At 62.7% G+C, this 13,816-nt stretch carries 15 protein-coding genes; 8 read left to right on the plus strand and 7 right to left on the minus strand.

Annotated features, from left to right (window positions below; all coding sequences use genetic code 11):
- The first annotated feature begins 2 nt into the window (after positions 1-2).
- From G570_RS08920 to mazG, 5 genes are all read left to right on the plus strand, one after another.
- On the plus strand, positions 3-782 hold the full coding sequence (locus G570_RS08920; RefSeq protein WP_084607636.1) for a TatD family hydrolase: 780 nt from the start codon (positions 3-5) through the stop codon (positions 780-782).
- Positions 779-1,543 carry an MBL fold metallo-hydrolase gene (locus G570_RS08925; protein ID WP_037501404.1) on the plus strand — a complete coding sequence of 255 codons (765 nt, stop codon included), beginning with the start codon at positions 779-781 and terminating at the stop codon, positions 1,541-1,543. Before G570_RS08920 ends, G570_RS08925 begins: the two co-directional genes overlap by 4 nt.
- On the plus strand, positions 1,543-2,124 hold the full coding sequence (locus G570_RS08930; RefSeq protein WP_084607637.1) for a retropepsin-like aspartic protease family protein: 582 nt from the start codon (positions 1,543-1,545) through the stop codon (positions 2,122-2,124). Before G570_RS08925 ends, G570_RS08930 begins: the two co-directional genes overlap by 1 nt.
- Positions 2,121-2,708 carry a retropepsin-like aspartic protease family protein gene (locus G570_RS08935; protein ID WP_037501407.1) on the plus strand — a complete coding sequence of 196 codons (588 nt, stop codon included), beginning with the start codon at positions 2,121-2,123 and terminating at the stop codon, positions 2,706-2,708. The genes G570_RS08930 and G570_RS08935 overlap by 4 nt, the downstream gene beginning before the upstream one ends.
- 106 nt (positions 2,709-2,814) lie before the next feature.
- Positions 2,815-3,570, plus strand: a complete 756-nt coding sequence (gene mazG / locus G570_RS08940) for a nucleoside triphosphate pyrophosphohydrolase (protein WP_037504033.1) — start codon at positions 2,815-2,817, stop codon at positions 3,568-3,570.
- On the opposite strand, the gene hflX is transcribed toward mazG, so the two are convergent.
- From hflX to dusB, 5 genes are read right to left on the minus strand one after another with little or no spacing between them, the layout of a single operon-like run.
- Positions 3,533-4,831: a GTPase HflX gene (gene hflX / locus G570_RS08945; RefSeq protein WP_037501410.1), complete on the minus strand. Its 1,299-nt coding sequence runs from the start codon at positions 4,829-4,831 to the stop codon at positions 3,533-3,535. The genes mazG and hflX overlap by 38 nt on opposite strands.
- Positions 4,828-5,322 (minus strand): RNA chaperone Hfq, encoded by a 495-nt coding sequence (gene hfq, locus G570_RS08950; protein WP_037501413.1) that lies wholly within the window; start codon positions 5,320-5,322, stop codon positions 4,828-4,830. Before hfq ends, hflX begins: the two co-directional genes overlap by 4 nt.
- An 8-nt stretch (positions 5,323-5,330) precedes the next feature.
- Positions 5,331-6,722 (minus strand): nitrogen assimilation response regulator NtrX, encoded by a 1,392-nt coding sequence (gene ntrX, locus G570_RS08955; RefSeq protein WP_037501417.1) that lies wholly within the window; start codon positions 6,720-6,722, stop codon positions 5,331-5,333.
- Positions 6,722-8,998 carry a sensor histidine kinase NtrY-like gene (locus G570_RS08960; RefSeq protein ID WP_084607639.1) on the minus strand — a complete coding sequence of 759 codons (2,277 nt, stop codon included), beginning with the start codon at positions 8,996-8,998 and terminating at the stop codon, positions 6,722-6,724. The genes ntrX and G570_RS08960 overlap by 1 nt, the downstream gene beginning before the upstream one ends.
- Positions 8,999-9,047: 49 nt before the next feature.
- Positions 9,048-10,046 (minus strand): tRNA dihydrouridine synthase DusB, encoded by a 999-nt coding sequence (gene dusB / locus G570_RS08965; RefSeq protein ID WP_037501420.1) that lies wholly within the window; start codon positions 10,044-10,046, stop codon positions 9,048-9,050.
- A 52-nt stretch (positions 10,047-10,098) separates the two neighbouring features.
- On the opposite strand from dusB, the gene G570_RS08970 reads away from it, so the two are divergent.
- On the plus strand, positions 10,099-11,235 hold the full coding sequence (locus G570_RS08970) for a bifunctional 2-C-methyl-D-erythritol 4-phosphate cytidylyltransferase/2-C-methyl-D-erythritol 2,4-cyclodiphosphate synthase (RefSeq protein ID WP_037501423.1): 1,137 nt from the start codon (positions 10,099-10,101) through the stop codon (positions 11,233-11,235).
- Positions 11,235-11,735 (plus strand): CinA family protein, encoded by a 501-nt coding sequence (locus G570_RS08975; protein WP_037501427.1) that lies wholly within the window; start codon positions 11,235-11,237, stop codon positions 11,733-11,735. Before G570_RS08970 ends, G570_RS08975 begins: the two co-directional genes overlap by 1 nt.
- Here G570_RS08975 and G570_RS08980 read toward each other — a convergent pair.
- Both G570_RS08980 and lipA read right to left on the minus strand, forming a co-directional pair.
- On the minus strand, positions 11,696-12,157 hold the full coding sequence (locus G570_RS08980) for a type II toxin-antitoxin system RatA family toxin (protein WP_037501430.1): 462 nt from the start codon (positions 12,155-12,157) through the stop codon (positions 11,696-11,698). The two genes, G570_RS08975 and G570_RS08980, sit on opposite strands and share 40 nt — an antisense overlap.
- Positions 12,157-13,086, minus strand: coding sequence for a lipoyl synthase (gene lipA, locus G570_RS08985; protein WP_037501433.1), 930 nt, complete (start codon positions 13,084-13,086; stop codon positions 12,157-12,159). Before lipA ends, G570_RS08980 begins: the two co-directional genes overlap by 1 nt.
- Positions 13,087-13,172: 86 nt before the next feature.
- Between lipA and G570_RS08990 the strand changes: the two genes are divergently transcribed.
- Positions 13,173-13,805, plus strand: a complete 633-nt coding sequence (locus tag G570_RS08990) for a carbonic anhydrase (protein WP_037501436.1) — start codon at positions 13,173-13,175, stop codon at positions 13,803-13,805.
- Positions 13,806-13,816: the final 11 nt, after the last annotated feature.

Below are 13,816 nucleotides of genomic sequence, written 5' to 3' on the forward strand. Positions count from 1 at the left end.
GCGTGGGCCTGATCGACAGCCATTGCCATCTCAACTACGAAGGTCTCGTCGAACGCCAGCATGAGGTGCTTGCAGCGGCGCGTACGCGTGGCGTCGACGGCTTCCTCAACATCTCGACGCGGCAGCGCGAATGGGCCGCGATCATCGCCACGGCAGAACGTAATCCCGATGTCTGGGCCACGGTCGGCGTCCATCCGCACGAGGCGGACGCGCATCCGGACCTCGGCGCCGCTGCGCTGGTCGACGCGGCGGCGCACCCGAAAGTGGTGGCGATCGGCGAATGCGGCCTCGACTATTATTACGACAAGTCGGATCGCACGGCCCAGCGCGAGCGCTTCCAGGCGCATATCGACGCGGCGCGAGCGACTGGCCTGCCGCTCGTCGTGCATACGCGCGATGCCGAGGACGACACTGCCGACATGCTGACGCGCGAAGTTGGCAAGGGCGGCGTGTCGGGGGTCCTCCACTGCTTTACCGGCAGTGCCGGCCTCGCGCGGACGGCGCTGGACCTCGGTTTCTACATTTCGCTGTCCGGGATCGTCACCTTCAAAAGCGCGAAAGATTTGCAGGAAACCGCGAAATTCATTCCTGCGGACCGGCTGTTGGTCGAAACCGACAGTCCGTTCGTGGCGCCCGTTCCGCATCGCGGCAAGGTTTGCGAGCCGGCCTATGTCGCAGACACGGCGGCTTTCCTGTCCGATTTGCGCGATGAGCCCCTCGATGAACTGACCGCAGCAACCAGTGCCAACTTCCGATCGCTGTTCCGGAAAACCACCGCGTGAGGATCCGTATTCTCGGTTGCGGGACATCGTCGGGTGTGCCGCGGATCGGGAACGACTGGGGCGATTGCGATCCGACCGAGCCTAAAAACCGCCGAACCCGATCGTCGATCATGATCGAGAGCAACGGGCAACGGATGCTGGTCGATTGCGGACCCGATTGCCGGCAGCAGTTGCTCGACGCCGATGTCGCCAGGCTGGCTGCGGTCATCGTTACGCATGACCATGCCGATCATTGCCACGGCATCGACGAGCTTCGACAGGTCGCCTACCACGTCGGTGATGCCATTCCTTTGGTCGCTCGGGCCGACGTCCTTGACCGACTGGCTCGGCGGTTCGGTTACGCGTTTCGCGGAAGCGAGCTTTATCCGGCAGTCTTGCGCGCCGTTGAGGCTGGCGAAACGCAAATGCTCGGCAATGCGCTCCTGCGTTTCGCCGATCAGCCGCACGGCGGTATAACATCGATGGGCGTTAGGGCGGACGAGGAGGGGCGTTCTCTTGCCTACTCGATCGATTTTCACGCAATGACGGACGAAATGTTGTCCCTTTATCAAAACGTTGATGTTTGGATTTGCGATTGCCTGCGAAGGACGCCGCATCCCACCCATGCGCATCTTGATGCGGTGCTCGGCTGGGCAAGGGAGCTGGGCGTGGGCCGACTATTGCTTACCCATATGGACAAGAGCATGGATTATGCCACCTTGTCGGCCGAGTTGCCCGACTGGGCGGAGCCGGCCTTCGATGGGCAGGAGATCGTACTGTAATGAGTGACGCCGACGGTCCGTATCTTCTCACTACCTTATTATGCTTGGTTTTGGTCGGCAGCGGGCTTGCCGCCCGCCGTCTGCCCCTGGCCCAGACGGCAAAGATGGCGCTGGCCTGGATCGGCATCTTCACGCTGGTTTTCGGCCTTCTCTCATTCCGTAGCGAATTCACAATGGTCGGGCAGCGAATGAAGAGCGAGCTACTGGGCACGTCGACGGTTGAGGGCGGGGAGGTGAGGGTGCAGATGGCCGAGGACGGCCATTTCTGGACCAACGCTACCGTCAATGGCAAAGACGTGCGTTTCCTTATCGATAGCGGTGCCACGACGACCACCATTTCTGGTGAACTGGCGGATCAACTGGGCATCGAAGGAACGACCCGCAAGGCATTGGTGGAAACGGCGAACGGCACCATCGGGATGCGGCTGGCCGACGCCGACCTAAAAGTCGGGAACATCGAGCGGCCGGGGCTTGGCGTGATGATCAACGAGCAGGACTCCGCGAATGTTATCGGGATGAATTTCCTGTCGTCGCTGACGTCATGGCGCGTGGAAGGTCGCCAATTGATCATGAAGCCATGACCAACGACCTGATGCTTGGCGGGCTCTATGTCCTGATGGCGATCATGTTGGTGTTCGGGGCGCTGATGACCCGCCGCGAACCATGGGCCAGGAACCTGACCTTCTTGCTGGCGTGGCTGTCCATATTCGGCGGCGGCTTCGTCATGTTCACCTTCCGCGACGAAATGGGGCTGTTTGCCCAGCGGATCAGGAGCGAGGTGACGGGCGAGCCGGTTCTCAAGGGCCGTCAGGTGAGAATTCCGCAGGCGATCGACGGCCATTTCTACGTCGACGCTCGCATCAACGGCGTGCCGATCCGATTCCTGGTCGACAGCGGCGCCACGGTCACCACGATCGGCCGTATGGCCGCCGGTGAGGCCGGCGTTGCTGTAAGCACCGAACGAAACCAGGTCGTGCTTACCGGCAACGGCGTCGTTGAAGTGTCGCGCGGGCGGGCCGAGACGCTGGCAATTGGACCTATCCAGCGTAGCAACATGCAACTCCATATTGCTGACCGCGACGAACTCAACGTGCTCGGAATGAATTTCCTGTCGTCGCTCAATCGCTGGGGCGTCGAGGGACGATGGCTGGTCCTTGAGGGATGAGCAGAGTTGCTTTAGTTTTCAAATTAACATAATACATATTATCATACTCACACTCTAACGTGCTGTGGGGGTGGAAAAGCCCCTTCAGCTCCTTCATATCCGCGATATGACCCTTGAACGGCTTCAGTCAATCATGCGCCGGCTGCGCGACCCCGAAACCGGATGCGAATGGGACAGCGTGCAGACCTTCGAAACGATCGCACCGTACACGATCGAAGAAGCTTATGAGGTCGCCGACGCCATCCATCGCCAAGACATGACCTCCTTGGCCGACGAGCTTGGCGATCTGCAGTTGCAGGTCGTCTTCCACGCGCAAATGGCCGAAGATGCCGGCCATTTCGTCCTCGACGACGTGCTGGACGGCATTTGCGACAAGATGGAACGCCGCCACCCCCATATCTTCGGCGACGCAGAGAATGGCGGCCATCATTTATGGGAGGCGATCAAGGCCGAAGAGCGAGCCAAAAGCCCCGACCGGAGCGCGCTGGCGGGTGTCGCTTTAGCACTTCCGGCCTTGGAGCGTGCGGTGAAGCTGCAGAAACGCGCCGCGCGCACCGGGTTCGACTGGCCGACCATCGACGGCCCGAAATCGAAAATTCTCGAAGAATTGGAAGAAATTGAACAGGCGCCTCCAGCCGAGCTGGAGGAAGAAGTCGGAGACTTTCTGTTCGCGGTGGCGAACTTCGTACGCCATCTTAAGGTCGATCCGGAAGAGGCGTTGCGTAAAGCCAATCGCAAGTTCGAGCGCCGGTTCCGCACGATCGAAGCCACGCCCGGGTTCGATGAATTGAGCCTGGATCAGCAGGAAGCGCTTTGGGTCGCGGCTAAAGGCGCTGAAAGCGGGCCCAATTCTCGGGGCTGAGCTTTACCGTGACGACGGTGTCGTCTTCCACCACTTGCTGATCGACGATTTCACCGCGCGCATGGAGCCACGCCAATCGGCCGCCGTCGGCGACCGGAATGCGCACGATGTGCGTTTGCGCACCGCTATGCAAAAGGCGTGAGATCTCGTCGCGCAGGACGTCGACCCCCTCCCCGGTCAGCGCCGATACCGCAACGACGTCATCGCGTCGGTCTGATTCGCCTTCGATTTCGCTGCGGTCGAGCCTGCTCAAGGCGTCAATCTTGTTCCATACTTCCAGCCGAGGGGGCGAATCCTCCTCGTTCAGGCCGAGAACCCCTAGGACCTGTTCGACGTCGGCCTTCTGTGCGTCTGTATCGGGATGCGATACGTCGCGGACGTGCAGAATGAGGTCGGCCGAAGCGACTTCTTCCAGCGTGGCGCGGAACGCCGCGACCAATTCGGTCGGCAGGTCCGACACGAATCCCACCGTATCGCTGAGAATGGCCTTGTCGAACCCGGGGATCCTGACCTGCCGCATGGTGGGATCGAGGGTCGCGAAGAGCAGGTCTTCGGCCATGACCGATGCCTGGGTCATGCGATTGAACAGCGTCGACTTTCCGGCATTGGTGTAACCTACCAGCGCGATGACCGGCCAGGGGGCTTTCTGTCTACGCCCGCGGTGAAGGCCACGCGTTCGCTTGACCTGGTCGAGTTCCTTGCGAATGCGCGCCATGCGGTCGCGGATCATTCGCCTGTCCGCTTCTATCTGGGTTTCGCCCGGCCCGCCGAGGAAGCCGAAGCCGCCGCGCTGTCGTTCAAGGTGGGTCCAAGACCTCACCAACCTGCCTGCCTGATAGTCGAGGTGGGCCAGTTCGACCTGCAAGCGCCCTTCGGCGGTCGCCGCCCGTTCGCCGAAGATCTCGAGGATCAGCCCGGTTCGGTCGATCACCTTGCACTTGGTGAGGTCTTCCAGCGTTTTCTGCTGAACCGGGGTCAAAGAGGCGTCGACGATCAGCAACTTGGCGTCGGCCGCTTCGGCGATCCCTGCAAGTTCTTCGGCCTGTCCCTTGCCGAACAGGCTGGCAGGGCGAACCTGCCTGATACGAAAGGCCTTGCGCTCGACGACCTCGATCCCGATCGCCATTGCGAGACCAGCAGCCTCCTCCATCCGCGCATCGACCGAACGCAGCGATGCCGAACCGATCCTTTCGGGGACGGCCAGCACCGCACGCTCGCCGCGCGCAATGCCGCTGTCGTCGCTACGGTTGAAAACGCTCAGGACGGATCCTCGTCATGATGTTCGGCACTGCCGAGGTCGAGCGGATTGTCCGGCTGCACGGTGGAAATGGCATGTTTGTAGACCAGCTGCACCTGCCCGGCCCGTTCGAGCATCAGCGAAAACTGGTCGAACCCGGCAACGACGCCTTGCAGCATCACGCCGTTGACCAGAAAGACCGTCATATGTTCGGCTTCGCGGCCCGCAGCGGCGAGGAATAGGTCCTGAAGTGCCGGTCGCCGGCCATTGGCCCCTTCCCCACCGATTCCCTTCGGAATGTCGGTCGGCGCATGGCTTGGCATGATGGTCGAAACGCTATGCTTGTAAATCAGCTGGCTAACCCCGTCCCGGCGCAGCAGCAGCGAAAAGGCGTCGAACCAAGTAATGATACCCTGGAGCTTGACGCCCTTCATCAAGAAGACCGTCGCCGGCGTTTTCGATTTGCGCAGGCTGTTGAGGAAAGCATCCTGCAGACTGAACGGTTTATCGGCCATCGTTACGATCAATCCTCGTCATCGCGCTTGTCGCCCAGGCCCAGCGCCTTAAGCTTGCGATGGAGCGCTGAGCGTTCCATGCCGATAAAGTTGGCGGTGCGCGAGATATTTCCGGAAAAGCGACGGATCTGGATCTTCAGGTATTCGCGCTCGAAGCTTTCCCGTGCCTCGCGCAGCGGGGAGCCCATGATCGCCATACTGGTCACGCCCCCGCCGCTGCTGCTGCTGCCCGCCTGCTGGTCGATTATTTCCGTCGGCAGCAGGTCGACTTCAATACAGTCGACGCGGTCGCCTGGCGTAAGGATCATGGTGCGTTCGATGATATTGCGCAGCTGCCGCACGTTGCCCGGCCAGTCGTGGGCCTGCAGCGCGGCAATCGCGTCCTTGGACATGTTGGGCGTGCCGACCCGCCGTTCCGCCGCAAACCGGGCCAGGAAGATGGTCGCAAGCTCGGGGATGTCCTCGCGCCGCTCGCGCAACGGGGGAATCCGAACGGGCACCACGTTGAGGCGGTAATAAAGGTCTTCGCGGAACCGCCCGGCCGCAATCTCGTCGGCAAGGTTGCGCGAGGTTGCCGACAACACGCGAACGTCGACCTTGATCGGCCGCTGCCCGCCGACCCTGGTGTAGCTCTGGTCGGTCAACACGCGCAGGATCTTGGCCTGCGTGGTGATCGGCATGTCGGCGATTTCGTCCAGGAACAGCGTGCCGCCATGCGCCTGCTCCAGCAAGCCAGGGCGCCCAATCCCGTCGATCTCGCTCCCGAACAGCTCTTCCTCGATCCGCTCCGGGCTCATCATCGCCGCCGAAAGCACGATGAACGGTGCTCCGGCCCGCGGGCTCCAGTTGTGGATCATGCGCGCCGCGATTTCCTTGCCCACCCCCGCCGGGCCGGTGATCATCACGCGACTTCCGGTCGGTGCGACCCGCTTCAGCGTCGCACGGACCGTATTGATAGCAACGGAATTGCCGTCGAGCTGGTCGTCCTGGCCGACCTGCTGGCGCAAAGTCGCATTTTCGCGGCGCAGGCGATCGGTCTCGGTCGCCCGGGCGACCAGATGCAGCAGCTTGTCCGCCTTGAACGGCTTTTCGATGAAATCGACGGCGCCCTCGCGGATTGCGGCGACAGCCGTATCGAGGTTGCCATGACCCGAAATCATGATCACGGGCAGCGTCGGGTCGCGGCGCTTGACCTCCTCAAGGATCTGCAGCCCATCGAGCTTCGAGCCTTGGAGCCAAACGTCGAGCAGCACCAGGCTAGGCCGCCGGTCTTCGATAGCATTGAGCGCAGCGTTGCTGTCGCCGGCCGTCCGAACGGCATAGCCTTCGTCCTCGAGAACGCCCGATACCAGCTCGCGAATGTCGGCCTCGTCGTCGACTACCAGCACTTCCAGGGCCATCAGCTCGGCTCCTCCTCATCATATTCGCCATCGTCGCCGCGCCGGGCGTTCGGGGTGAGCGCATCCTCTTCGCTCGCCAACTCGGCCAGTCGTGCGGCGTCAAATGCGATCCGCACTCGCGTGCCGCCACCCGCACGATCGAGAAATGCGATCTCGCCGAGATGTTCCTCGACGATCTTCTTGACGATCGCGAGGCCGAGTCCGGTGCCACGAATGCGGGTCGTCATGTAGGGTTCGGTCAGCCGTTCGCGGTCCTCCGGCAAGCCGACGCCCGTGTCGGTCACTTCGATCACCAACTGCTCGCCCTCTTCGCGGATCGACAGGTCGACCCGGTCGCCCGCATCATTGCGCTCGCCGCGATTGCGGCGTGCCTCGATCGCCTCGACCGCATTCTTGACGATGTTGGTCAGCGCCTGACCGAGCTGGCGGCGATCGCAGACCAGCGGGATATTGCCGCTGGGCGGCTCCATCGTGAAGACGAGGCCGGGATGCGCGACTTCGTGCAGGAACAGTGCAGCGCGCGCGATTTCATGCAAATTCTCCCGCCGAAATACGGGTTTTGGCATTCGCGCGAAGTTGGAGAATTCGTCGACCATTCGCCGCAGATCGCCGACTTGGCGAACGATCGTTTCGGTCAGACGGGTGAACGTATCCGGATCGCTCGACACCTCGCCCGCATAGCGACGCTGCAGGCGTTCGGCGGCCAATTGGATCGGGGTCAGCGGATTTTTGATCTCGTGCGCGATACGCCGCGCGATGTCGGACCATGCCGCGCGGCGCTGGTCGCTCAGCTGCTCGGTAATATCGTCGAAGGTCAGGACGGAGCCGTCGCCGTAGCGCATGCGCTTGACGGCTAGCGTGCGTTGCCCCTCGTTTGAGTGGACGAGGACGGTCGCATCCCGGGCATCGCCGTTCATGAACTCCTGCAATTCTTCCGACACCTCGCGCAGGCTGAGGCCTTCGATTCCGGCATCGCCATGCTGGAGAAGTGTTTCGGCAGAGCGGTTGGTCAACAGCACTCGGCATTCCGAATCGAGGGCGATGACGCCTGCGGTGACGCTCGACAGGACCGCCTCGATGAAGGCGCGCCTCGTGTCGAGCTGGCTGTTGGCGGCGAGCAGCGCCCCGGTTTGTTCCTCAAGACGCCCCGTCATCCGGTTGAACGCAGTTGCGAGCGTCGCAATTTCGTCCGACGGCTCGACGACATGCACCCGGGTAGACAGGTCGCCTCCCTCGATCCGCCCCGCAGCCTCGACCAGTTCGTCAACCGGGCGAAGCAGCCGGTCCGCCAGCTTCAGTGCGGCGAAAATGACAACGGCGACGATCACCAGCGCGGCCAGCAATAGCGCCCCGTTGAAGCGCAACTGGTTGGTCCGGCTGCGGTCCACGAGGGCGCGATAGTCGGCGAGAACCCCGGTCGCCTGCTCGATCTGCTTGCGGAAGTCGTCGGTCACCTTGCGCGCAACGAAGAGATAGAGACCGCGGTCGCGATCGAACGGCGCCAGCACGGCGATGCGGCCGGGCGTGATGACCTCGGCAGCGCTGGTGCTGCCCTTGAGCTGCGACATGGCCGCTGCGACCTGCGACGGGTCGATCAAGCCGTCGTAGTATAGGATGCCGCGCACGACGGTCATCTGGCCGTTGGGACCGACCTGGATGATCGCGGATTCGTTGAGGTTGCGGCGATAGGTCTGGAGACCCATCGCATCTTCGAACATCTTAGTGTCGATCGGATTGAGCCGGCGGACATCGTTCAGGTCGGTTTCCATCGCTACCGCTTCCGCGCCGACCCGGTTGACCTCGGTGTCATAGACGGACTGCGTCAGCTCCAGCGTGTTTTCGAGCATGCCGCGCGCGCGGTCGGAGAACCAGAATTCAAGGCCGGCCTGGAAAAGCAGCGACGCGAAGATCGCGACGATCACTGTCGGCACGGCGGCGATGATCGAGAACAGTGCGACGAGCCTTGTATGCAGCTGGCCCGTCCCAACCCCCCGCGCGCTTGCCCGGCGGAGCGCGAATTTGCGCGACAACAGCACCATCAGCGCGATCGATGGAATGAGGTTGGCGACCAGCAGGAAGGCGATCTGGGTGGGCGTCAGAAGGCTTCCGGGTTCGGCGTCGCGACCCAGCAGCGAGAAGCTGATGGCGACGATCAACACCAACACCGCGCCGCTGATCCACGTCGCCCAGCTGTACAACTGCCCGCTGTCACGCTTGCGCGACAGCCAGCTCCGTGCCGGGGTCAATAGGTTGGAATCAGCCGGTTGCGCATCCATTCGGGCCCTGCCCTAGCATGGACGCGTTGCATAAAGAACACAGTTTTGGTCAGGCTGCGCTTTTTGCCAACCAGGGTGAATAAAAGTCGCGGAGCATGCGGATCACCACGTCCGGATCGTCCTGCGTATTGACCTTGTTGCGGAATTCGGCCGACCCGGTCAGTCCCTTGGTGTACCAGCCAATATGCTTTCGGGCGAGGTTGACGCCCGTCTGCTTCCCGTAGAGCCGCTGCATTTCGTCATATTGCTCGAGGATGACGTCAAGCTGTTCGTCCATCGACGGGTCAGGCCTGACGCCGTCGGCCGAAAGATCGGACATCACCTGGCCAAGCAGCCACGGCTTGCCGTAGGCGCCGCGCCCGATCATTACGCCGTCGGCGCCGGATTGTTCGAGCGCAGTCCTGGCGTCTTCGATCGAGCAGATGTCGCCGTTGACGATGACCGGCAAACGGGTTGCTTCCTTGACCTTGCGGACGAACGCCCAGTCGGCGCTGCCCTTGTACATCTGGTTGCGGGTCCGGCCGTGGACGGTGATCATCTGCGCGCCCAAATCCTCCGCGATCCGCGCGAGTTCGGGTGCGTTCAGGCTTTCGTGGCACCAGCCCATGCGCATCTTGACTGTCACGGGCACTTTCACGGCCTTGACCGTTGCATCGATCAGGCTTGCCGCGAGCGGCAGGTCGCGCATCAGCGCCGACCCGGCATCGCCGTTCACCACCTTGCGGACTGGGCAGCCCATGTTGATGTCGATGATCGCCGCGCCGCGCTGTTCGTTGAGCTTTGCGGCTTCGGCCATTTCCTTGGCGGTGCAGCCGGCCAGCTGGAGCGACACTGGCTCTTCGCTAGGGTCCCAAGCGGCTTTCTGGAGGGACTGGCGCGTTTCCCGGATCATCGCCTGGCTGGCGATCATCTCGCTCACGGTCAGGCCGGCGCCGTAGCGCTTGACGATCTTGCGGAACGGCAGGTCGGTGACACCCGTCATCGGCGCCAGGATCACGGGCGCGTCGATGGTCACGGGTCCGACCGAGATGGGCTTTACGAGGGTCATGCGAGCGCGCGCCTTTACATTAGACGCACGATTGCGGCAAGGCGGCGGCAGAATGACCGTAACCGCTCTTATCGTCGCCGCAGGATCCGGCACCCGCATGGGCGGCGATGTTCCTAAACAATATGCCACGATCGCCGGAAAAAGCGTGCTCGCCCACGCGGTAGACGCATTGGCGTCACATCCCCGAATTAGCAGCGTCCGCGTGGTGATCGGAAGCGGACAGCAGGAAATGGCGGCAACGGCGCTTGCGGGGCGTGACGTCGGTGACGTCGTGATCGGCGGCGCTCAGCGGGCCGACAGCGTCAGGGCCGGGCTTGCCGCGATCGGCGATGGCGTCGTTCTTGTGCACGACGCCGCCCGCCCCTTTTGCCCGCATGACGTCATCGACCGGTTGCTCGAGGCCTTGGACGGTGCCGATGGCGCCGTGCCTGCCCTTCCCGTCGCCGACACGCTGGCCAAAGGACTCGCCACGGCCGATCAGCTCGTAGACCGAGATCGGCTTTGGCGGATCCAGACGCCGCAGGCTTTCCACGTAGAAGATCTGCGCTACGCCATCGACGAAGCGGGCCGCGGTCATACCACCGACGAGAGCAGCGTCATGATCGCCGCCGGGCTGAAGGTGGCGTTGGTCGAGGGAAGCGCATCGCTCGACAAATTGACGACACCCGAAGACTGGCGGCGCGCCGAAGCGCTGCAGGAGAGCAAGATGATCAGCCGTACCGGCTTGGGTTTCGACGTTCATGCGTTCGAGGGGACTGGCCCGCTGATGATGGGGGGCATCGAAATTCCGCACGAGCGCGGTCTTGCCGGGCATAGCGACGCCGACGTCGTCCTGCACAGCATCACCGATGCGCTGCTCGGCGCGGCCGGCAAGGGCGATATCGGGCAGCATTTTCCGCCCAGCGATCCGCAGTGGAAAGGCGCAGCGAGCGACATTTTCCTCGCCCACGCCGCCAATCTAGTCCGCGACGACGGCGGGATCATCGATTTCGTTGATTGCACGGTCATTTGCGAAGCGCCCAAGGTGGGTCCATATCGCCAGGCTATGCAAAGCCGCGTTGCCCAGATCCTGAAGCTTCCGTCCTCGGCGGTGTCGATCAAGGCGACCACCACCGAACAAATGGGCTTCACCGGCCGCCGCGAAGGCATTGCGGCGCAGGCCGTGGCAACGATCAGGGTGCCGCGCTGATGCAGCTCCTTCCCCAGCAGCTCGTCGACAAAGCGCGCGAAGTCGTCGAGGCCAACCGCAAGATCGGTCGTCGCTTCACCGTCGCCGAAAGCTGCACCGGCGGTCTGGTCAGCGCCGCGATCACCGAAATTCCGGGTGCAAGCGAAGTCTTTGTCGCCGGTTTCGTTACCTATTCGAACGAGGCCAAGATTGCGCGCTTGCGGGTGTCGCAGGACGTGATCGAAACCTTCGGCGCGGTCAGCGTCGCCACCGCATGGGCCATGGCGCAAGGGGCGCTGCATGCACTCGATGTCGATGTAGCAGTTTCCATCACGGGGATTGCCGGACCGGACGGGGGAACGCCCGGCAAGCCGGTCGGAACGGTGGTCTTCGCCAAGGCACTAAAAGGACAGTCGCCGGACGACTGCGCCGCTGACAGCCACTTGTTCGACTCCGCGCAGGGTCGGTCGGGAATACGCTTTCAGGCCGCGCTTTGCGCGCTGGACTTGCTGCTTCCGTAAAGTTCGGCTGCCCGGGTCTCGAAGGCGCCGGTCATCCGCCTTAAGGCGCGGTCGAACATTTGCCCCGCAAGCGTTTCAAAAATGCGGTTTTTGAACGCGAAGTCGACAGAGAAAAACACTTCGGTCCCGCCGTCCGGTGCGGGGTCGAAGCGCCACTCGTTCTTCAGATATTTCAGCGGCCCTTCGATGTAGTCGACGCAAATCCGGCTAGGGAACTGCTTGGTAACCCTGGATGTGAAGCGTTCCTTGAACGCGTTGAACCCGACGATCAGGTCGGCGATCATTTCATGTTCGCTATCCGACCTGATGCGGACGGCGGTGACCCAGGGCAGGAATTCGTCGTAGCGGGCGACATCGGCAACCAGCGCGAACAATTGTTCGGGGCTGTATGGCAGGTGCTTGGTCTCGCTATGACGCGGCATCAGGCCAGAACGCCGCCGGTCCGCGCAAGTTGCTTGTTGCGCGCGTCCTGCATTTTCTTGAAGTCGTCGCCCGCGTGATAGCTCGACCGCGTCAGCGGCGTCGCAGCCACCAGCAGGAAGCCCTTGGCCCTGGCGATCGCGGCATAGGCCTTGAACGCGTCGGGCGTGACATATTCCTCGACCCTGGCGTGACGCGGCGTCGGCTGCAGATATTGCCCCATCGTCAGGAAATCGATGCCTGCCGATCGCATGTCGTCCATCACCTGGTGCACCTCGAGCCGCTGCTCGCCCAGGCCGACCATCACGCCCGACTTGGTGAAAATCGACGGATCGAGCTTCTTGACCTGCTCGAGCAGCCGCAGCGACGCATAGTAGCGCGCCCCGGGCCGGATCGTCGGGTAAAGCCGCGGAACGGTTTCGAGATTGTGGTTGTAGACGTCCGGCCGTGCAGCGACGATCGCTTCGACCGCCGCCTCATGCTTGTTGCGGAAGTCCGGGGTCAGGATTTCGATGGTCGTCGTCGGGGTGGTCTTGCGGATCGCTTCGATCACCTTGACGAACTGGCTGGCGCCGCCGTCCGGCAGGTCGTCGCGATCAACCGAAGTGATGACGATATGTTCAAGCCCCATGGCCGCGACGGCGTCGGCCGTATTCTGGGGCTCCATCGGGTCGACGGCCCGCGGCATGCCGGTCTTGACGTTACAGAAGGCGCAGGCGCGGGTGCAGGTGTCGCCAAGGATCATGACCGTGGCGTGTTTCTTGGTCCAGCATTCGCCAATGTTCGGGCAGGCCGCTTCCTCGCACACCGTTGCGAGATTCTTCGAGCGCATCAGGCGGCGCGTTTCGGCATAGCCTTCGCTGGTCGGTGCCTTCACGCGGATCCAGTCGGGCTTGCGCTGCTTGGGCGGCGTCGGGAGCGGAGCATTCATGTCGGGCCAGATAGCGACTGGCGCGCACTCTTGCCACCCCTCCCCTCGCTCGCCTAGGCGCAGGTGACGTTACGGAAAGGATTCGAATGGAAGGCTTCGGCAACCTGCTGGCGGGATATCGCCGTTTCCGCGAGAATCGCTACGAAGCCGAAAAAGGCCGTTGGCGCGAACTGGCCGAAGGTCAGAGCCCGCGCGCAATCATTATCGCCTGCTGCGACAGCCGCGCTGATCCGGCAACCATCTTCGACACCGACCCGGGCGAGATTTTCGTCGTTCGCAACGTCGCCAACCTCGTTCCCCCGTTCGAAGGGGGCGGCGGACGTCATGGCGTCTCCGCGGCATTGGAATTTGCGGTAACGCAGCTGAAAGTGCCGGAAGTCGTAGTGATGGGTCATGAGCGCTGCGGCGGGATCATGGCCGCGCTGACGGGCTGTTTTCACGATGCGCCGGCGGGCGAAGGCGGCTTCGTTGCCAACTGGATGAGCCAAATCGAAGGGCCCGCTCACGAAATCGCCCAGTCACACGGAACGGACGAAGCCGCCGCCCGCGTGTTAGAAGAGGTCGGCATTCGCCAGAGCTTAAAAAACTTGCGTACCTTCCCCTTCGTGTCGGAACGCGAAGACAAAGGTGCGCTAAAGGTCCTGGGCTGCCATTTTTCGATCAGCGAAGGGCAGCTTTACCTGCTCGACGAGGCGGAAGACATCTTCCGCCCCGTCTAGCCAGGACTTCG

This window comes from Sphingomonas jaspsi DSM 18422, assembly GCF_000585415.1.
GTDB lineage: Bacteria > Pseudomonadota > Alphaproteobacteria > Sphingomonadales > Sphingomonadaceae > Sphingomicrobium > Sphingomicrobium jaspsi.